We start from the raw sequence: 19,804 nt of genomic DNA on the forward strand, positions 1-19,804 counted from the left end.
TTGCAGGCTAGATAATTATGAGACCTTCGTCGGAAGGACATTCTCTCCGACGAACCGGAGACCTGCCCAAGGATCGTGGACGTCGCAATACACCCGACAGTTACTCGGATTGAGCGCACCGGTAGTACGCTTCGGTGCTACATATAGCTCATGCGTAGCCAGCGTCGCCGAGCAACCACTCGGGTCCTCGCAGCGTGCTCGGAGCTGTGTCATACGAACGACCCAAAGGGGCCTCGGTATCGATACCCATCCTAGAAGAGGGTGTTGTATCCGATGATTCACCCATGACGATGCGCCGTAGAGCTGCATATGGCCCGATTTCGCCCTGTTACACCAGCCACACGCGAACCTTAGATTGTCATTTTCTGTCGCCCCCCCGGCACGTACCGGTCGCACGTGGTCAATTTGAATGGTCAGATCGACAACATGGAGTCCGCGCGGACGTATGAAGTCAAAGAGCAAAGGGCGGGCGATATTTTGGATATCGCTACCATTCAGGAACTTATCCTTTGCCGCTTCACAGAACTTGTATCCGCAGAGGTAACATCTTGGATCGGGCTCGTTGCTAAGCCATAGGCGCCTCCGCTGCTCCTTACTCGGAGACTTCCGCAGCCCGGATTCGCGGCGGAATGAGATTTCACGCCATGCGACCTTCGCAATCTGCGAAGCGAGCGCCGAAACCTCGTCCATCGGATGCATGTGGAGTTCGTTACGGAGGATTTGCCGCAGCTCATCGTAAAGATGGGCAAAACCCAAGTTTTCACGGCTTTCGTATGGGGCGTTATCGATCAAGGACTCAAGGAACCATTGGGCCCAGGTGGCGGCGGCATCACCTCGGATGACCCACGCCATATCACCGAGGATTTCGGTAGGCACTTCGAGCTTTGCGAGATCGGTAAGCGCCTTACGCGACCATCCCGTCTCCAAAGCCTCGCCAGCTACGTGGACCCAATTACCAACAAGATAAGGGTTCATCGGTCCGGTGCCAATTCTCCCTCCTAGGACGACGGCGTATACCTCTCAACCCTCGGAAGACGTGCAGGGTTTTTGCGGTATTCAACCCATACTGTGGCCCATGTTTCGCGAACTCGACGCTGATCCTTCTTCAGATCCATGCGCCAGTCACGCGCGAAGTACTGGTTATTGACGCCTTCTAGCCAGTCTTCCACTGACTTATTGACGTCATTCAAATCGTTGAGTACCGTCTTTGTTTCGCATAGGAACTGAAAGTAGTCTGCGGATAGAATTGTGAGCGATATTTTATTGTAGAGGTTCTTACTCGAATTCCCCCACGCGTTGTGCGCTTCCGGATCGGAGTCGCCGAACCGATCACGGATAATGCTGAAAAAGCGCACGAACACGGACCGCCACGGCCCGTCCGGCTCTCTCCAAATTCGGTACTTTTCCTCCAGCGACTCGCCTTGGCTAACGAGGTCCGACTTCCCCAGGTGGCGCTGCTGCCATAGCTCGGCATAATCGTTAGTCTGGCCGAAAACCTTTCCACCCTTCAGTTCCCTGAAAATCTGCGTAAGGCCTTTAAGAACAGACCATTGAAGATGTCGGCGATCATCTCCACCCATTCCGGTCTGTACAAGCCCTCTGAAAGGACTCTCCTCAGCGCGCGTCATGTACGAAACAGACTGCGAGTCGTCGAGCGGGATCGAGGCTCTGCGCAATCTGTCCGCTACGGGCTCAAGCTCCTCGCGGGAGAGGCTGGTGGAGACAATTGTCCCGAGTAGCGCTTTCCCCATCGGTGTGGCTTTCTGGTTAACCACGACGAACTGAAATACGTGTTCCGCCGGATTTGCGTCGAAAAGCAACGAAACGGGGAGCATTCTGGCGGAGTTATGCAACGCATCTCTTTCCGCCTCGGCAGGACTTATCCCTTTGTTGACCTGATCGATTAGGAGATCTTGCAGCTTGTCGGTATCTCTTTTCTTCTTGGCCGAAAGCACTGCTCCATGGAGGCGATGTTGTCCATCAACCAGTACAACTGGCTGCAGATAGCTAAGCATTGCATCCGCCGAGAATCCGACTAGCGTGCTCGGCCTGGCATCAACAGGCAGTTCTCTTAGGATCTCTATCCGGATCCGTAGCTCCTGATAGAAGTCGACCAGCTGCGTCTCTTCCGTAAGTACAACAGAGGCTACATCTTCAGCCTCATTTTCCTCGACTTGCGGCGTCGAAGGATCTTCGTCACTCTCGAGAACTGCGAGGTCGGTTGGGTCTGACAGTAGTTGAGGATGCAGACCGTCTTCGAACCTTGCGCGCTCCCGGACTTTCCTTCGCCGATCGGCGTCGATCGGGTAATCCTTGAGGCTAGGTACTCGGCTTTCCAGCCGTTGAGACAGCAGTTCTAGTACCTCGAGGAGGGGCGTGTCTTGCTTCACAGAGGCGCGGATCACCAACTCACCGAAGTTCGGCAATCCATCCAACGGCTTGAAGGTGACACACTGTGGATCCTGCAGGGCACAAAGAAGCGGGTTCTGAACTACGTTGCTGCCATCATCGAAAAACTTCGCGAGTTCGCGCAAGCGACCGGGGTTTTCCTCGCGCTGCCAGCCGACCGTTTCCTCACCGGAGAGGCGTCGACGTTGTGGGATGCCCGCCCATTCGCTGATTTCAAGCGCATTGGCAGCAAACAAGAGCAGCGGCTTACTTGATTCGGTCTCCTGGAGGACGTAAACCTGGTACCGGTAAGTTTGGGCCTGGTCCACACTCGACTCCCGGGCGATCGCCTTCGATCCTACAGCTGCCAGCGTCAGCGTAGCGGAGTGAGTAACTGATGGTAAAGAGCTCGAAGACCGCAGACCGACGGCTTCACGACTCCCGACCGGCATGCCTGAATTTTGACCACCGTACTAAGGCTCCACGTTGGTACCACTCTGTTCCGGGGGTGCTCGCAGCATTGCTGTCGCCTGGAGATGCCACCCCCGGCAGGCTTCTCATCGATGGACTCTGATCACTTAGATGAGTGAACTGCGTTGACCTCCGATTTCGCCAGGGTCCTCTGAAGTGATCCTCTGAGCGACTTACATGGCCTCGCTCCCCACTCCGCCATCACACGACCCGCTTGGGATGTTCACCAGACGATGTGCGGCTCGCTGTGTGAATCAGAAGGGGGCGGTGCCGGCGGACCAGGTCTTTGGCCAGTTGGCGCGGATGCCGGTGGCGGCGAGGTCGCCGAAGTCGACGCCGGTGAAGGGGGCGGCGACGTACCGTACCTGGTCGTGTTCGGGGCCGGCGGGGCTGACGGTTACCAGGGCGAGCCGGTAATGCGGAGCCGCGTTCTTGCCGGTGAGGATCTCGTTGTGGGTGACGTAGAAGTCCTCGGCGCACTCGATGCGCGCCTTGACCTCGATGCAGATCGAGTGGCCGCCGTCGCGGGGCACCGACAGGATGTCGTAGCCGGGGTTGTCGAACGCCTGCTCCTGCGGCTCCCGCCCCAGCGCACGCTCGGCCGCGAGCACCAGCTCGATGCCGCGCCGCTCGACGGCCTTCGTCTCCCTGGCCCGGATGGGGGCGTCCGCGGCGATCTCGGTCTCGACCACGGCCAGCGGCAGCACGAGCGCGGCGGTCATGATGCGGGGCGGTTTGGTGGCCGGCTGGGCCTGCTGGTCCAGTAGCGCCAGGCGGGTCTCCCTGCGGGCCTGGAGGTCCTGGGCCTTGCGCATGAGGCTGTCGGAGCTCTCCTGCGGCTTGTGCCCAGTCTGCTCCTTCTCCTGTGCTGCGATCGCCTCGCTGATGAGCCGGTTCGCCTCGTGGGTCAGGCGCTCGTCGACCCGCTCCCGCGTACGTTGTACCTCCGCGAGCCGGCGGGGTGCGACCTCGGCGAGGTAGTCCTTGAGCCGGTGGCCGATGATCCAGGTGCGGGCCCGGGACTCCGCCTCGGCGAGCCAGGCCGCTCTCGTGGCCGCAGCGACGGCCGGCGTACGCGGGGCGGCGACGCAGTCGAGGTAGGGCGCGGGGCCGGCCGGGGTGACCTGGCCGGAGGCGTCGGCGTACGCGTATCCGAACCGCCGGGCGATCGACTCCCCCGTGCCGTCGACGACCTCCTCCACGACGCCGACCAGCAGGCTCGGCTCCTCGACCTGCGGTGAGACCAGGACGGTGCCGCGTTCGAGGGCGGGGCGGAGCCGGGCGATGATGAGGTCGGCGACGGCGTCGTGGAGCGGATGGCCGGGGGCGAGGAGGTCGGCGCGGGGCCTGCCGTCGGCGTCGACGCGGTCCAGTTCGAACGTGACGCGCTCGTACCGGCTGGCGACGGGGCCGTGCCCGGTGACGGCGCGGACGGCCGCGGGGACGTGGGTGATCTCGTACCGGCCGCGTTCTCGCCGGGTGAGCTTGCCGCCGAGGCGCTGGAACGCGGCACGGAACGCCCACTCGATGTAGTGCGGCTGCAGCCGGCGGGCCTGGGCCTCCTCCATGCGCCGCTGCATCCGTACGAGGTCGGCGCCGGTGATGGCGTCGTGGGTGAGAGCGCGGTCCTCGAGCAGCTCCTGCAGGCCGTGGGCAACCGAGTCGTCGATGACCTGCTGCATCTTGGCGCGGGTCTCGGGCAGGTCGCCGTACCGGATGGCCTCGATCAGCAGCTCGCGCAGCGGCGTCTCGTCGAACGCCGATCCCAGGACGTCGAAGACCTTGCCGCCGTACGCCTTGCGCTGTTCCTCGATCTTCTGCAGCAGCCGGGTGAAGACCTCGCCTTCGCGGGTGTTGGTCGCGACGAGGTTCCACAGGCGGCAGACGTCGGTCTGGCCGATGCGGTGGATGCGGCCGAAGCGCTGCTCGATGCGGTTCGGGTTCCACGGGAGGTCGTAGTTGACCATCAGGTGGGCGGCCTGGAGGTTGAGGCCCTCGCCGGCCGCGTCGGTGGCGAGGAGCACCTGGCAGGCGGGGTTCTTGGTGAACTCCTCGGTGATGGCGCGCCGGTCGGAACGCCGTACGCCGCCGTGGATGGCCTGGACCGTGTCCGGCCTGCCGAACAGCGCGCGGATCTTGCGGGCGAGATACGCGAGGGTGTCGCGGTGCTCGGTGAAGATGATGAGCTTGCGCGGCTTGTCGGCGCCCGGGTTGATGAGGTCGTCCTGCAGGATCCGGCGCAGCTCGACCCACTTGCGGTCGGTGTCGAGGTCGCGGACGCGGCGGGCGACGTGGATGAGCCGGTCGAGGTCGGCCAGCTCGGCGTTGAGCTCCTCGATCGTACGGGCGGTGGTGGCCGCGTCCAGCAGCTCCTCCTCGACGCGTTCGACCTCGTCGGCGCTGTGCTCGTCGTCGTCCCAGTCGGCCGGGTCGATGGGGGCGGGTTCGTCGGCGATCCGGCGGCCGTGGAGGAGGTCGTCGCGGTGGCGGGTGAGGCGTTCGGCGCGGCGTACGAGGGACTGGTGGATCGCCTCGGGGCTGGAGGCCAGGCGGCGCTGGAGCACCGTGAGCGCGAAGCCGACCGTGTTGCGGCGCTTGTCGTCCAGGCGCGCGGCGCGGTTCATGCCCTCGCGGACGTACTCGGTGACGCGCTCGTACAGGTCCTGCTCGTCCTCGGTGAGCTGGTACGGGACGGTCTGGGCGATGCGCTCGGGGAACAGCGGCCGGCCGTCGAAGGTCAGCAGGTCCTCCTTGATCATGCGGCGCATCAGCCCGCTCGTGTCCGCCCGGTGGACGCCGGCCTTGAACCTGCCCTCGAAGCCGTCGCGTTCGAGCAGGGTGAGGAAGAGCTGGAAGTCCTCCTCTTTGCCCGCGTGCGGGGTGGCCGTCATCAGCAGCAGGTGGCGGGTGCGGTCGCGCAGCGTCTCGCCGAGCTGGAACCGCCGGGTCTTGGTCAGCCTCCCGCCGAACCAGTGGGCGCCCATCCGGTGGGCCTCGTCCACGACGACCAGGTCGAACTCGGCGTCGTCGAGCTGGGCGGTCAGGGTCTCGTTGCGGGCGAGCTGGTCCATCCGGGCGATGAGCAGCGGGTATTGCTCGAACACGGTCGAGCCGAACGCAGCGTCGACCATCGCGGTGTTCAGGATGTCGAAGCGCAGGCCGAACTTGAGGAACAGCTCGTCCTGCCACTGGTCGACCAGCCCGCCGGGCGCCACGATCAGGCAGCGCTTCACGTCGTCGCGGAGCAGAAGCTCCTTGATGTACAGCCCGGCCATGATGGTCTTGCCGGCTCCCGGATCGTCGGCCAGCAGGAACCGCAGCGGCGTACGGTCGAGCATCTCGCCGTACACCGCCCGGATCTGGTGCGGCAGCGGCTGCACGTCGCTGGTGGCCACCGCGAGCATCGGGTCGAACAGCCCGGCCAGTGAGATCCGCTGCGCCTCGGCGACCAGCCGGAACTCCTCTGCGTCCGCGTCGTACGGCCGGCTGCCCGCGTCGGAGCGGCTCAGCCCAGCCTCGTCGGCGCGGGAGAGCATCCGCTGGCTCAGTCCCCCGCCCAGGGTCTGGTAGGTCAGCTCCACGTCGTCCGAGCCGTGCCACTGCGCCGCGATCACCGAGACCGTCTCGCCGGGCACGACCCCCGTCACCCGGACACCGGACGTGAGCTCTTCGAGCCTCACCCGCCACCTCCCGATCCACAGGCCGCCCGCAGGACCCCACCGGCGGACGTGACTTCGCTGCTGAGCACGACGTCCGCACTGGCCGTGGCCTTGAAGGTCGCATTCCCCGTCGCTGGTTTCTCCTTTACCATCACTCACGCTGACCCGTCGACTCTCTCCGTGGCGAGGCATGAACAGAACAGAGCGCGAACAGCTCCGGCACCTCGTAGCGGACTTCCGGCGATGGAGTGAGCGAGCCGCGGGCGTACAGGCCTGGCGCCAGGCCGTCTCCGACGCTGCCCGCAACGTCGAACAGGTCCTCCACGCGCGCAGCGTCGTCATCGGCCGTGCGGGCGAGTCCGCCTGGCGAGTGGTCCCCCTCGGCAGGGACGACGCCGGGGTCGTCCGGCGCCTCCGGGAGCGCGCGTACCTGCCGGTGACGACGACGTCCGACCAGGACCTGCTGCGGCTGCTCACCGACTCCGTTCCCCGCGCCCTCGCCGACGTGACCCCCGTGCTCGGCGTACGGCGCCTGTTCACCGGTGTGGCGAAGAGGCAGAAGGCCGACGAGGCGGCCGAGTACCTGCGCAGCCGGCATGCGATGGTCGCCGCGAAGGACGGGCCGCAGCGTCTGGAACGGATGAGTTCCTTCACTGCTCCCGTCGACCGGGGGGAAGCCGGGTTCGCGGCGCTGCTCGATCCGGCCCTCGCCTTCGACCTCCTGCCGGGGCGGGACGCCGCGGAGCCCGAGATCCTCGACCGGTCCGCCGTCGACGGCCTGGCCGAGGCCCTCGACGTCATCGACCGCGCCGTCGCGGGCGAGGCCTCGTACCGCAAGGCCGCGCACCACGCAGGGCAGCAGGTCCGAGACGCCGACGTACGGCGGGTCCTGCAGGAGATGCCGGTCGAGGCGTTGAAGGAGGCCACCGGCGAACGCCTCCGGCTGGGCCCCCTCACCCAGGCGGGCATCCGTACGGTGCAGGAGGTGCTGGACCGGCGCGGGCCCCTCCACGCCCTCCCGGGCATCGGAGAGGCCTCGGCGCGGCACATGCTTGGAGCCGCGCGGACGCTGCGGCAGACGGCGTACGACGAGATGCCCGTGCGGATCGACGTCGGGAACCGCCGTCCGGAGACCACCGAGTTGCTGCGCCGCCTCGCCGAGTGGGACGCGTGCCGGCAGACCCGTGGCGCGGCGGCCGAGCTCGAGCGCGCGGCCGAACTCGCGCCGTTGCGGGCGGCGATCGGCCGCGGCACGAGCTATCTCCTGGTGATCCCGACGAGGACGCTCCCGGTCGCGGGCCTGCGCGAGAGCATCGACATCGTCAAGCGGCGCGCCGCCCTGCTCGGCGCCTCCCCCGATTCCCGCCGCCGGGGAAGCGCCGGCGCGGACCCGTGGGAGGACTTCCTCGCCCGGCCCGCCGACTACTTCGCCATGCTCTCCGAGCTCGGCTTCCTCACCGAGAATGAGGACGCCGCGCACGGCGACCTCCCCGAGGAGATCGTCAAGGCCGTACGCGACCAGGCGCTCAGCGGCGAGTACCTGACCGCGTCCCTGCGCGGGTACCAGAGCTTCGCGGCCCGGTTCGCCCTCGTGCAGCACAAGGTGATCATCGGGGACGAGATGGGCCTCGGTAAGTCCGTGGAGGCCCTCGCCGTCCTCGCCCACCTGCGCAGCCGGGGTGAGACGCACTTCCTCGTCATCTGTCCGGCCGCGGTGGTGACCAACTGGATCCGCGAGGTCGGCGAGAAGTCCAAGCTCCGGCCGCACCGGGTACACGGGCCGGAGCGCGAGCACGCGGCCCGGGCCTGGGTACGCGACGGCGGGGTCGCCGTCACGACGTACGAGACCCTGGCATGGTGGGAGTCGGCCACGCCGAACGCCGGCGACCTGGCCTGCGTCGTGGTCGACGAGGCGCACTACATCAAGAACCCGGAGGCGCAGCGGACGATCCGCACCAACCGGTTCATCGCGCGCTGCGACCGCGTGCTCCTCCTCACCGGCACGCCGATGGAGAACAGGGTCGACGAGTTCCGCAACCTGGCGTCGTACATCCGTCCCGACCTCGTCGTCGACGCCACGGACCTGTCGCCGATCAGGTTCCGGCGGCAGATCGCACCCGCGTACCTGCGCCGCAACCAGGAGGACGTGCTGACCGAGCTCCCGGAGCTCATCGAGGTCGCCGAATGGCTGCCCATGACCACGCCCGACGCCGTCGCCTACCGCGCCGCCGTCGAGGAGTTCAACTTCATGCAGATGCGCCAGGCGGCCATGCTCCAGGGTTCCCGGTCCGCGAAGGTGCAGCGGCTCACCGAGATCGTGCGTGAGGCGGAGGCGAACGGCCGGCGGGTCATCGTGTTCTCCTACTTCCGGGAGGTCCTGGACCTGGTCGCCCGGTCGCTGCGAGGGCCGGTGTTCGGGCCCCTGACGGGATCGGTGGCGGCGCACCGAAGGCAGCGGATGGTGGACGACTTCGCGTCGGCCGGGGGCGGAGCCGTGCTGGTCGCCCAGATCGTGGCCGGCGGCGTCGGGCTCAACATCCAGTCCGCCTCCGTCGTCGTCATCTGTGAGCCGCAGCTCAAGCCCACCACCGAGGCCCAGGCCATCGCCCGCGCCCACCGCATGGGACAGGTGCACTCCGTGCAGGTCCACCGGCTGCTGTCCGAGGACAGCGTCGACCAGCGGATCGTCGAGCTGCTCGCCGGGAAGCAGCGGCTGTTCGACGACTTCGCCCGGGTCAGCGCCATGGCCGACTCCACCCCCGAGGCCGTCGACCTGTCCGAGGCCGACCTGGTCCGCCAGGTCATCGCCGCCGAACGCCGTCGCCTCGCCGAACGCGCCCCAACCGGCAGCTGAAACGCACCGCTCGCGCAGCGGCGAGGTGTGGGACGGCCACGACCTTGCCCGGCAACGGTCTCGTCACACTCTGGACACGAAGTGCCAGGCGATCGGTGTCCTGGACCGGCCGCCGCTCTGTACGCCCCCGGCCAGCGCCGTCCTGCTGTTCGGAGGACGTCAGAACCCGTGATCAACTCCAGAGTTACTACGGGGGGCAGAGGTAGGAATGGATTAGCTCAGATGCTCAATCGTGACATCATCCCAGCGCTGTGCAAGGTACTCCGCGACTAGCCGACGGTGACACTCCTGCGCCTCGTCTTCGCTGCAGAGCAACACTGCGTTGTCAAGCAGTTCCTGTGGAACGGTGTCCTCGATACGACGCTGTTCCATCAGTTGCAGGAAATTATCTTCGTAAGCCGTCCAGCTTGCGCCATGCTTCTTGTAGTCGTCCAGCATATCTTGCAACGGCGCCAGATCGACCCGGTGGGTATATTTTATGCCGCAAATCTCGCTGAGGAAGTACCTTAGATCGTCACGTTTGGCGAAGCCCGACAATTGCGAGACATTGTTCAATCGAACATCGACTAGCGTTGACACTTCCGCTTTGCGCAACAACCCAAAGAACCGCTCGGCAGTCTTCTTCGTGAAACCAATGGTATAAATCTTCATTTTCTCGCCATTCCATCGACGCGAAACTCCTCGTTGAAATACGCGATGCGCTTTTCCTGCCGACGGAGAGCCATTTCTAGACGTTCGGCTGGCGTGTTGAACAGGTCGTCCTCGGCTAGACCGTATCTGGCCATGAGGCGTTCCATCGCCGAGGCATGGCCCTCGAGATGCCCGTCGCCGTGGATGTGATCGATAGCGACCCCGTGCATCGAGAGCACTCGCGCGACGAGGATCGCGCGATGACAATCCAGCGGCTCTTGCTCGGTGCACATGATAGCGATCCGCTCGGTCTGCATCCCCTTTAGTAGACGTTCAATGCCTTTGGCGAACTCGGGGGTCTGGGCGAGGCGGCTGTACGCCACACGCCCATCAACGTAGCAAGTGGCATCGTTCGAGCGTGCTCCGAGTTCTTCCCCCAGAAACACGTACTCTATGCCAGATTCACCCAAATTGCGCTTCGCCGAGTCTCGGTTGAACTGGGACGCAAACCGGCTGGCAGGCATCGAGCGCACATCCGCAACGGCCGTTATCTCATGCTTCCGAAGCAGGCTCAAGAAGCTCGAGAAGCTGTGCGTAGAGTGGCCGATCGTAAATATGGTGCTGGATGTCATGACGTGTCGCCTGCTTCGACCTTCGCTCGCTCAATGATGGCCGCCACCAATTTATAGGCGAAATCATAATACGTTTCACCGAGACTCACCGTCATGAAAGATTCACCTAATCCATAGACGCCAAATGGTCTCGTCAGGTATACTTGTTCGTATTGTGGGTCAGTCACTCGCAAAGCATAATCATGTCCCTCATATCTGAACTGCGCCCGCACAACCCGCTTCGGATATTCATATCCTTCATCAGCGACAAGCAGCGTCACGCGATCGACCCGGATGAGGTTGAGCGAGTCCGCCGCAGTGTCCGCTTGCTCGACTGGCACGCGGTCGTTGCTGCCATGGTAAGTATCGTAACCGTTGGTCCACAGCGTCCGGGGGAACTGCTCTAGTTCGAGCAGCTCGCCCCATCCAACCCGACCGACCTTCTCCCAACGAGAATCAGGATCCAGGAGCCAGTTTTCTCTCTGGAAGCTGTGCGGCTGCGGCCGGAGAAGTGGCACGGAGACGACATCGAGGACACGCGGCTCTGAACCGTCTTCATACTGCCGTTCGTCCTGGGAGACCTCGCCGTGCTGGCCAGAACCGACAGGGCGTATCCATTTTTTCTGGCCATCGTAAACGATGCCTGCCACACAGCGCCCTGACAGCTTACGGGAATTCGCCAGACACACGAGTGTCCTAATCATTGCCACACACACCCTCCGAACATGACGGTTCGCCCCGCTATGTGACCGTAGCGCAAAACGCCGTCATAGTGACGCGATCTCAGTGACATCAATTCGGACATTGATGCATTCACGGACACAGAGGGCATCAACTGGATGAACACACGGGCGGATCACCGGGGCCGAAAGCAGGCGTGGAGCCTCCGATGGAAGGAGGAATCTCAATAGTTATGTGATGGCCGAAACTCGGGATAAGGCGTGGCAGTTATGTCGTTTACGTTAGATCTCTTGACACTTCGGTGACGGTCGAGATGTGATGGCCCGTTATCCAGTTTCAGTCCGAAGGGGGACGACGTCACCGTGGCGCTCGACAGTCCGAGGCTGAGCTTCGTGCTCGATCAGGTCGCGACCGGGAAGATCCAGCTTCCCGACTTCCAGCGGGAGTGGAAGTGGGACGACGAGAGGATCAAGGCGCTCATCGCCACGGTGACCCTCGATTATCCGCTCGGGGTCGTGATGACGCTCGAAACCGGCGGCGAGCCGCAGTTCAAGGCTCGTACGCTCACCGGGGCCGAAAGCGCCGCCGACCAGGTGCCCGACCTCCTGCTGCTGGACGGGCAGCAGCGGCTCACGTCTCTGTTCCAGGCGCTGCGATCCGGCCGGCCGGTGGAGACCGAGGACGCCCGCGGCAAGAAGCTGCGCCGCTGGTACTACATCGACATCGACAAGGCCGTCGACCCGAACGCCGACCGGGACGACGCAATCATCTCGGTTCCCGAGGACCGCGTGCTACGCGAGGACTTCGCGCGCAAGGTGAAGCTCGACCTCAGTACCAAGGAGCTGGAGTGCGCGGAAGGCTACTTCCCGCTGCACCTGGTGTTCGACAACACCCGCGTCAACGACTGGCAGAAGGGCTTCGTCAAGGCCGACGACCGGAACTGGGACGTCTGGTCAGAGTTCGGAGACCGCGTGCTCCACAACATCCTGTCCTTCCAGATCCCGATGATCCGGCTGGCGCACAACACGACCAAGGACGCGGTGTGCTCGGTGTTCGAGCGCGTCAACACCGGCGGCGTGCCGCTCAACGTCTTCGAGCTGCTGACCGCGACGTACGCGGGCGACCGAACCTACGCCCAGGAGTTCGGGGACGACTACAGCCTCCCCAAGGTCTGGGAAGACACCAAGAAGCGCCTGTGCACGGAGTATCCGGTGTTCGGCCGGTTCGAGAACGGTGTCGAGGACGGCCTGAGCAACAGCGACTTCCTCCAGGCGGTCAGCCTCGTGCACTCCTGGGAGCTCAAGCAGCGCGGCCAGGCCGCGACGGTCGCCTGCAAGCGGCGTGACCTGCTGAGACTGCCGCTGGCCGACTTCCGCCGACTCGAGCCACGGGTCGCGGACGCGTTCGCCTGGGTGGGCGATTTCCTCACCCGCCAGTGCATCGTGCGGAGCATCGACCTGCCCTACCGTACGCAGTTGATTCCGCTGGCCGCCGTCCGTGCGATCCTCGGGGAAAGGACCGACGAGCCCGAGGTGCTCGCGAGGATCACTCAGTGGTACTGGTGCGGCATGCTGGGCGAGATGTACGGCAGCGCGACGGAGAGCCGTTTCCCCCGCGATGTCGAACAGCTCGTCGCCTGGCACGGGACCGAGGACGAGATCCCGGACACGATCGCTGAGGCAGCATTCATCGCCGACCGGCTCAACAGCCTGACCTCACGATCCAGCGCGGCGTACAAGGGAATCTACGCCCTCATCATCAAGCAGGGCGCGGTCGACTGGGCCCATACCGAGGAGCCGTTGACGGCGGCCCAGATCGCCGAGCAGAACATCGACGTCCGGTACATCTTCCCCAAGAGCTGGTTCGCCCGTCACAATCCCGACGATGGGCGTCTGTACTCGATCGTGAACAAGACCGTCTTGTCCTCCCAGGCGAACAAGAGCATGACGGGGTCCCCGTCGTCCTACCTCAAGACGCTCGCCCGATCGTCCGGGATGCGCGCGGAATGGTTCGACGATGTGGTGGCCACGCACCTCATCGACCCGGTGACTCTGCACAAGGAGAGGTTCGACCGTTTCTACGAGGACCGGTCGGAGCGCCTACTGGCACTGGTGGAAGAGGCCATGGGCAAGCGCGTCGTACGGCGCGGCGGGGCTTGGTGAGGCCGGCCGTGTTCCGCGATCCCGCTCCCGAGGATCTTCTCGCGCTCAAGGACAGGACGGTTCTGCTCCGGGACCTGCTCGACCTGTTCGGGGTCCGGGTCCGCAACTTCGACACCGTGCCCCGGATCCAGCAGGCGCTCGCCGAGGCGGGCCTGTCCACCGTTCCCTCCTTCGCGACATGCCCGGCCACGACCGAGGTGCACATCGTCGCCGCAGAGGCCATGCCATCCGTCGAGGACGGCGACGGGGAACAGGACGAACCGTCCAGCGCTGTTCCTCAGCAGTCCTTCAAGATCGGTGACCTGCCGTCGGCTCAGGCCGGCCTGACCTCGGTCTCTCCGAACACCACGTTGGCACAGGCCATCCACATGATGTTGACCCGTAACTTCTCACAGCTGCCCGTCATCGACGGGCTTTCCCATCTCCACGGTGTCATCACCTGGAGCTCGATCGCCACGCGGTACGCGACCGGGAAGCAGCCGACCCTGACCGAAGCGATGATCACCGATTCGCTGCCCATCGCCGAGGTCCACCAGGAGCTCTTCGCCCACCTTCCCGCCGTCAGCGAGTACGGATATCTCCTGGTCCGCGGCAACAACGGCAAGTTCACCGGCATCGTGACCGCCTCGGACATCACCGCGCGCTTCGAGGTGACGGCGAAGCCGTTCTTCATCGTCGGCGAGATCGAGCAGCGGCTGCGCAAGTGCCTTGGGGAGGCGCTCTCGGCGGATGCCATCTGCGATGTTCAGCCCAGCAACAAGAAGACGGGCAACATCGCGGACCTGATGTTCAGCGGATATCAGCGACTACTGAAGAAGGACGAGAACTGGAACGCTCTTGGCTGGACGGGCATCGACCGCCCGGCGTTCCTGCACGATCTCGATCGCGTGCGCATGATCCGCAACGAGATCGCGCACTTCGACCCGGGTCCACTGACGGACCAGAAGCTGACCAGCCTGCACCGGTTCGTCGGCCTCCTCAAGCAGCTGACCTGATCGCCCAAGGCGATGACTCTCACCCAACCGAGATCGCGCAGAGGAGAGGATGTCGCGTTGATCCTCACAGACGACGACCCGATGTGGTCGCGGGAGAGTGGAGGTCACGAAGGTCCAGACTGGGGCCCGGATGACCGAGAGCTGGCAGCTACCCAAGACCAACTGCCGATGGGCACTTACTTGATTCACAAGGTGCTGGTCGACCATCCAGGGCAGATGCTGTCGGTGCCCGAGCTGATAGAGCTCACGGGGAAGCGGTTCAAAAACGCACAAGCCGTCGCGGGGACCCTGCAAGGCTATTCAGCGTGGTGTAAGCAGCACGACCGCATATTGCCTTTTTCCTGGTGGGCAGGTCGGAATGGTCAGCCTACCCAATACGCGATGAAGCCGCGGGTGGCGGCCCTGTTCCGCGACGCACGTAACGATGGATGAGTCCAAGAGAGGTGTTCGAGGACGCCTGATTCGGGCGCTCACCATCGCGGCAATTGATCCCTGGGGCAGTGGGCCGATCCGACATAGGCGGCTCTTGCGTAACGTTCCGGCCGATGATTAAGGAAGGTTAGATACCTTGGAAAGCGTGACGGAATGTGAGAAATGTGGGCTTATCGTCGGCCTCGGCTGTGCGTGCAATCTCGCCCCTGCCGTGTCGCGCCGCCCGTACGAGAGCACCTACCGCTCGGCCCGGTTCGGCCCTGGGACCCTGCTGATCTCGAGCCGAAATATGGCTCACATCCCCGGTGCCTGTGAGCACATGACCGAGGAACAGGTCCTCAACCCCGAGAACGGCTGGGGTTGGATCCCGAATCCCGATCCTGGACTTTGGAACCGCATCAGCGCAAGCCATCCCGCACAGGCCACTGAAGGCGACACCTCCCGCGCCGCCAAGGTCCGCTGCAAAGACTGCGCAGCCAACCTCGCCTCCTGAGCCAGGCAGCTGAAAAGCAGATCAGGGCCGGGATGCCGTCCGTCGCCCCGGCGGTCCGGGGTTCATCGGACGTACGGAGTGGACGGATCGGCGTCGGCGGTCCAGGCGGACAGGAGGCGTAGGGACTCCTCCGAGGGGGTGCCCGGCTCGGCGGTGTAGACGCCCAGGAGCTGGTCGGGGTCGTCGGTCGCCGCGAGGACGTCGTAGTTCAGCGTCAGGTCGCCCACCACGGGATGGTGGAAGCGCTTGGTCCCGTGCGTGCGTCGTGCCACGTCATGGCCGGTCCACCAGCGGCGGAAGTCCTGGTCGCGTACGGACAGCTCGCCGACGAGCTCGGCGAGCCGGGGGTCGTGCGGGTGCCGTCCGGCGTACAGGTGCAGGGCCGCCACACTGCTGCGGGCGACGGTCTCCCAGCCGGCGTACAGGCTGCGGGCGGCCTCGTCGAGGAAGATGAAGCGGGCCATGTTGCGGTCGCGGTACGGCAGGGCGTCGAAGTCGGTCAGGAGCGCCCGGGCCATGCGGTTGGCGGCCAGGACGTCGGTGCGGTGGCCGACCACGAGTGCCGGGGTGTCGCCCATCGTCTCCAGGATCCGGTGGATGCTGGGCCGTACGCGCTGCGGCGGCTGCGGCCGGTGCCGGCCCCGTACGGGCCGGGCGAGCGCGTGCAGGTGGGAGCGCTCGTCGTCGGTGAGGCGCAGGGCGCGGGCGATGGCGTCCAGGACGGCCTCGGAGACGTTGACGTCGCGGCCGCGTTCGAGGCGGATGTAGTAGTCGACGCTCACGCCGGCGAGCTGCGCGACCTCCTCGCGGCGCAGCCCGGGCACGCGGCGGACCGTGGGTACGGGGGTCAGGCCGGCGTCCTCCGGCGTGACCCGCCCGCGGCGCGTACGCAGGAACTCTCCCAGCTCGGAGCGGTCGCGCCGCGCGGAAGGGTGCACGTCCATGCCGTCCACCGTACGTGCGCGGCGGCGGTGGATCCGGCGCCAGAGGGGTACTGCCGGACCTCCGGTCGAGCGAGGCCCGTCGTAGCGCCCGGCGGCCTCGATCGGGCTGCTTCGCTGGAGAGGACGGCATTCACCGCCCGGCGCGCGATCGTCGCCGGGCGGCGGCAGCAGGAGGGCATTCTCATGGCGGCACGTGTCACCACTCCGTTCGGCGCGCGGACCACCGCGGCCGAGGTCGTCGCGGGCGTCGACCTCACCGGCCGGCGGGCGATCGTCACCGGGGCCTCGTCGGGCATCGGCGCGGAGACCGCGCGGGCGCTCGCCGCCGCCGGAGCCGAGGTCACCCTCGCCGTACGCGACGTCGCGGCGGGCGAGAACGTCGCCGCCGGCATCACGGACGCGACCGGCGACGTACGGGCGGCGCCGCTCGACCTGGCCGACCGGGCGTCGATCGCGGCGTTCACGGCCGCGTGGGACGGGCCGCTGCACATCCTCGTGAACAACGCCGGGGTCATGGCCGCGCCGGAGACGCGGACCCCGGAAGGCTGGGAGCTGCAGTTCGCCGTGAACCATCTCGGTCACTTCGCGCTCACCACCGGCCTGCACGGCGCGCTCGCGCAGGCGGGCGGCGCCCGGGTCGTCGTCGTCAGCTCGGTCGGGCACGTCAACGGCGAGGTGCTGTTCGACGACGTCAACTTCGAGCACCGCCCGTACGACCCCTGGGCGGCCTACAGCCAGTCGAAGACGGCGAACATCCTGTTCGCCGTCGAGGCCGCCCGCCGATGGGCCGCCGACGGCATCGCCGTGAACGCCCTCAACCCCGGACGTATCGCCGCTACGAACCTCGCCCGGCACATCGGGGAGCCGGCGAACGCCCCGGCCTCGTTCGAACCCGGGCAGAGCACCGGCGTGTCGGTGAAGAACATCGCACAGGGCGCCGCGACCTCGGTGCTGCTCGCCGCCTCGCCCCTGGTCGAGGGCGTCACCGGAAGGTACTTCGAAGACTGCCAGGAGGCCGAACCCCACCGGCCCGGCGTACGCCGCGGCGTCGCGGACCACGCGCTGGACCCGTCCAAGGCCGCCCGGCTGTGGCGGCTCTCGCTCGACCTGATCGCCGCCGCCGAGCGGGGTTCTGATCAGTCCTGAACGCCGGACCGGAGGTGGACGCTGTCCCAGGTCGCCGCGGAAGGAGAGGACGTGGCTCTCGTCGCCGTCGAAGACGGGCCCCGGCTCGTCCTGCAGGTCGGCGGCTCGCGGCGGGATACCGGGCGGCTCGTCGTCGCCGAATCCACGGGGCGGCGGCACTACGACGACGCGGGCACCGTATCCGCCGAGCTCGCGCGGCGAGGGAGCCGCATCGACACCGGCCTGGCGGCCGTCGCGCCGGACGGTGCCGTTCTGGTGCCGCTCAGCGACCCGAGCGGTTACCACCTCGTCCGCTTCGACCGGTGACACGCGGGGCGTCCGGTGCGTTCCGGCCCGGCTCCCCCGCCGATCACCGGAGCGGTCATCACGCCCTGAGCGGAGGCGGCGCGTACGGCTCGGTGAGCGTGCGCTGGGCGGTGTCGAGGATGAGGGACCGGGCGAGTTCCGCCGGGGCGTGGGCGCCGTGCGGCAGGAAGACGACGTGGTCGCGGAAGCAGTAGCGGGCCGTCGACCACACCTGCCAGGCCGTCTCACGAAGCGGTGCTCCGCGCCGGAAGCCGCTCATGCGCACGTAGCCGATGACGAGGCAGACGAGCCCCGACAGCCAGAGCGGGAGCGTCATGATCAGGGGCGCCATGATGGACGCCCACATCGGCGCGGGATGCGACGAGCTGTGGTGGGCTTCCAGGGAGACCAGCACGAACAGCGCCGCCAGTGGCACGCCGAGCAGCGTGAGGATCCACCCGGTGGTGACCATGCCGCGCGGCGGCCGGGCCGCCGGGAGGCTCAGCATCTGCGCCAGAGTGGAGCTGGACGTGCCGTACGCGCGGCGTCCCCGGCTGTACGCGCTGGCGTACGCCGTCTGAGACGAGACGATGCCCGGCACCGGCTGGGTCTGGTCCGTCATTTCGAATCTCGCTTCCAAGATCAAATAGCGACCAGGGCGTGTCAAGATCGTCTTGTGTGGACACATCGGCGTACATGCCCTGATCCGACTTCTCCGTCCCTGCGCCGTGCGCTCATGACCGCGGTCGAACTCCCGGGCGCCTGACGATGGCCGTTGAGAACGACACGTCGGGACGGCCGCTGCGCCCGTACGTTCTGGCCGCGGGTGAGGGAGAGCCGGCGGCGTCCGAGGGCTCGACGATGAGGATCAAGGCGTCCGCGGAGTCGACCGGTGGCGGACTCGGGCTGCTGGAGGGCGTCGACGCGCCCGGGTTCGCCACACCCCTGCACCGGCACGACGTCGCCGAGCTCTGGTACATCCTCGACGGGCACTACGACTTCTACGTCGCCGGCGAGTGGTTGCCGGCCGGCACCGGGGCGGTGGTCTTCGTACCCGGCGGGCTGGTCCACGGGCTGCGTGCGGGGCCGGCGGGCGGGCGCAAGCTGACGGCGATCATCCCCGGCGGGCCGGAGGGCTTCTTCCGCGACATGCATCGCGCGATCGAGACGGACGCGGGGACGCCGGAGCGGATCCGGGCGCTGGGGGCCGAGTACGGCATCGAGCTGATCGGGCCGCTCCCGGAGCGCTGACCTCCCCGACGCGCCGCGGTGTGTCCCGGCGCATGAACCGCATTGGTCGTACGGGCGGGTCACCCGCTACCGGCAGGGCGAAGCCGCCGATCGATGTACCGAATTCTCCCTTCGGGCACGCCTTCGCCACTGTTCCGGGATTTCGCCATGCCGCGCCCCCCATCCGGAGGCCTGCCGGATTATGGTGCTCAGTGGAACGTGGAGCCTTCGACGGGGAGAGCGCTCATGCCGTACGCCGCCTTGGATGCCGCCTTGATCCACATCATCGGCGCCGTGAATGTGGTCGTTTTCCGGATCTCCCGGAGACGCGTGGTGCCCTACAGTTTCAGGGGGATACCCCATGCGCGGCTCACCGAGATCGGCCAAGTCCCCGAGCTCGATTCCCCATTGGTCGGTTACCTGCGGGACGGCGACGACTTGATCCTGCTCGTACCGGAGCGCGCACCCGAACCGCGATGGCTGGGCGACATGCGCAACGCCACGAACGTCACGCTGGAGATCCAGGAGGGCACCTCGCGTTCGGCCATCGCGATCGCCGGCGAAGGAGAGGCGGACGCCGAGGAGGCCCAGCGGCTCCGCGAGCAGGTCCGCGACAGTGCGACGACACGAGAGTTGAACGCGCACGTCGGCCCGATCAGGGAGGCGGACCAGACCGAGGTGGTAGCCCGCCTGCTCAAGGGCGCCGCGCTCAACGAGCGGTACGAGATCAGGAAGCAGCGCCTGATTCCATTCGTCCGGCTGAAGGCTCGCTAGGCGACAGACCGGCGCGAACCCACTGTTTCAGGTCGACCACCATGACCCG

17 protein-coding genes are annotated in these 19,804 nt (G+C 66.1%); 9 read left to right on the forward strand and 8 right to left on the reverse strand.

Annotated elements, in window-relative coordinates; translation table 11 throughout:
* Nucleotides 1-15 precede the first annotated feature (15 nt).
* The 3 genes from NE234_RS46040 to NE234_RS23190 form a co-directional block, all read right to left on the reverse strand.
* The gene (locus tag NE234_RS46040) at nucleotides 16-975 is read right to left on the reverse strand and encodes an HNH endonuclease (protein ID WP_406567054.1); all 960 of its coding nucleotides are present in this window, start codon (nucleotides 973-975) and stop codon (nucleotides 16-18) included.
* 23 nt (nucleotides 976-998) lie between these two features.
* A complete protein-coding gene (locus NE234_RS23185) occupies nucleotides 999-2,717 on the reverse strand; it encodes a ParB N-terminal domain-containing protein (protein WP_252782595.1) in 1,719 nt (572 codons plus the stop codon).
* Between the two features lie 396 nt (nucleotides 2,718-3,113).
* A complete protein-coding gene (locus NE234_RS23190; protein WP_252782596.1) occupies nucleotides 3,114-6,539 on the reverse strand; it encodes a helicase-related protein in 3,426 nt (1,141 codons plus the stop codon).
* 169 nt (nucleotides 6,540-6,708) lie between these two features.
* Here NE234_RS23190 and NE234_RS23195 point away from each other — a divergent pair, with 169 nt between their 5' ends.
* Nucleotides 6,709-9,372, forward strand: a complete 2,664-nt coding sequence (locus NE234_RS23195; RefSeq protein ID WP_252782597.1) for a DEAD/DEAH box helicase — start codon at nucleotides 6,709-6,711, stop codon at nucleotides 9,370-9,372.
* A gap of 213 nt (nucleotides 9,373-9,585) precedes the next feature.
* On the opposite strand, the gene NE234_RS23200 is transcribed toward NE234_RS23195, so the two are convergent.
* Genes NE234_RS23200 through NE234_RS23210 form a run of 3 tightly spaced genes read right to left on the reverse strand, consistent with a single transcriptional unit; the run spans nucleotide 9,586 to nucleotide 11,317 of the window.
* On the reverse strand, nucleotides 9,586-10,023 hold the full coding sequence (locus NE234_RS23200) for a DUF488 domain-containing protein (RefSeq protein WP_252782598.1): 438 nt from the start codon (nucleotides 10,021-10,023) through the stop codon (nucleotides 9,586-9,588).
* A complete protein-coding gene (locus NE234_RS23205) occupies nucleotides 10,020-10,634 on the reverse strand; it encodes a DUF488 domain-containing protein (RefSeq protein WP_252782599.1) in 615 nt (204 codons plus the stop codon). Before NE234_RS23205 ends, NE234_RS23200 begins: the two co-directional genes overlap by 4 nt.
* The gene (locus NE234_RS23210; protein WP_406567055.1) at nucleotides 10,631-11,317 is read right to left on the reverse strand and encodes a dual OB domain-containing protein; all 687 of its coding nucleotides are present in this window, start codon (nucleotides 11,315-11,317) and stop codon (nucleotides 10,631-10,633) included. Before NE234_RS23210 ends, NE234_RS23205 begins: the two co-directional genes overlap by 4 nt.
* Nucleotides 11,318-11,656: 339 nt before the next feature.
* Here NE234_RS23210 and NE234_RS23215 point away from each other — a divergent pair, with 339 nt between their 5' ends.
* The 4 genes from NE234_RS23215 to NE234_RS23230 all read left to right on the forward strand — a co-directional run bounded on the left by NE234_RS23215 (nucleotide 11,657) and on the right by NE234_RS23230 (nucleotide 15,376).
* The gene (locus tag NE234_RS23215) at nucleotides 11,657-13,456 is read left to right on the forward strand and encodes a GmrSD restriction endonuclease domain-containing protein (RefSeq protein ID WP_252782601.1); all 1,800 of its coding nucleotides are present in this window, start codon (nucleotides 11,657-11,659) and stop codon (nucleotides 13,454-13,456) included.
* 8 nt (nucleotides 13,457-13,464) lie between these two features.
* The gene (locus tag NE234_RS23220) at nucleotides 13,465-14,451 is read left to right on the forward strand and encodes a CBS domain-containing protein (protein WP_252782602.1); all 987 of its coding nucleotides are present in this window, start codon (nucleotides 13,465-13,467) and stop codon (nucleotides 14,449-14,451) included.
* Nucleotides 14,452-14,508: 57 nt separating this feature from the next.
* Nucleotides 14,509-14,883 (forward strand): DUF6416 domain-containing protein, encoded by a 375-nt coding sequence (locus NE234_RS23225; RefSeq protein WP_252782603.1) that lies wholly within the window; start codon nucleotides 14,509-14,511, stop codon nucleotides 14,881-14,883.
* Nucleotides 14,884-15,028: 145 nt separating this feature from the next.
* A complete protein-coding gene (locus tag NE234_RS23230; RefSeq protein WP_252782604.1) occupies nucleotides 15,029-15,376 on the forward strand; it encodes a hypothetical protein in 348 nt (115 codons plus the stop codon).
* 62 nt (nucleotides 15,377-15,438) lie between these two features.
* On the opposite strand, the gene NE234_RS23235 is transcribed toward NE234_RS23230, so the two are convergent.
* Nucleotides 15,439-16,320, reverse strand: coding sequence for a helix-turn-helix transcriptional regulator (locus NE234_RS23235; RefSeq protein ID WP_252782605.1), 882 nt, complete (start codon nucleotides 16,318-16,320; stop codon nucleotides 15,439-15,441).
* 183 nt (nucleotides 16,321-16,503) lie between these two features.
* On the opposite strand from NE234_RS23235, the gene NE234_RS23240 reads away from it, so the two are divergent.
* Nucleotides 16,504-17,466 (forward strand): SDR family NAD(P)-dependent oxidoreductase, encoded by a 963-nt coding sequence (locus tag NE234_RS23240; RefSeq protein WP_252782606.1) that lies wholly within the window; start codon nucleotides 16,504-16,506, stop codon nucleotides 17,464-17,466.
* A 51-nt stretch (nucleotides 17,467-17,517) separates the two neighbouring features.
* Complete coding sequence (locus NE234_RS23245; RefSeq protein WP_252782607.1) at nucleotides 17,518-17,772, forward strand: hypothetical protein; 255 nt, start codon at nucleotides 17,518-17,520, stop codon at nucleotides 17,770-17,772.
* A gap of 58 nt (nucleotides 17,773-17,830) precedes the next feature.
* On the opposite strand, the gene NE234_RS23250 is transcribed toward NE234_RS23245, so the two are convergent.
* Nucleotides 17,831-18,373, reverse strand: coding sequence for a hypothetical protein (locus NE234_RS23250; RefSeq protein ID WP_252782608.1), 543 nt, complete (start codon nucleotides 18,371-18,373; stop codon nucleotides 17,831-17,833).
* A 146-nt stretch (nucleotides 18,374-18,519) separates the two neighbouring features.
* Between NE234_RS23250 and NE234_RS23255 the strand changes: the two genes are divergently transcribed.
* Together NE234_RS23255 and NE234_RS23260 are read left to right on the forward strand one after the other, a co-directional pair.
* Nucleotides 18,520-19,002, forward strand: a complete 483-nt coding sequence (locus NE234_RS23255; protein WP_252782609.1) for a cupin domain-containing protein — start codon at nucleotides 18,520-18,522, stop codon at nucleotides 19,000-19,002.
* A gap of 225 nt (nucleotides 19,003-19,227) precedes the next feature.
* Nucleotides 19,228-19,755, forward strand: coding sequence for a hypothetical protein (locus NE234_RS23260; protein ID WP_252782610.1), 528 nt, complete (start codon nucleotides 19,228-19,230; stop codon nucleotides 19,753-19,755).
* Nucleotides 19,756-19,804: the final 49 nt, after the last annotated feature.

Origin of the sequence: Actinoallomurus rhizosphaericola, from assembly GCF_024055675.1 — a bacterium.
GTDB classification, from domain to species: Bacteria; Actinomycetota; Actinomycetes; order Streptosporangiales; family Streptosporangiaceae; genus Actinoallomurus; species Actinoallomurus soli.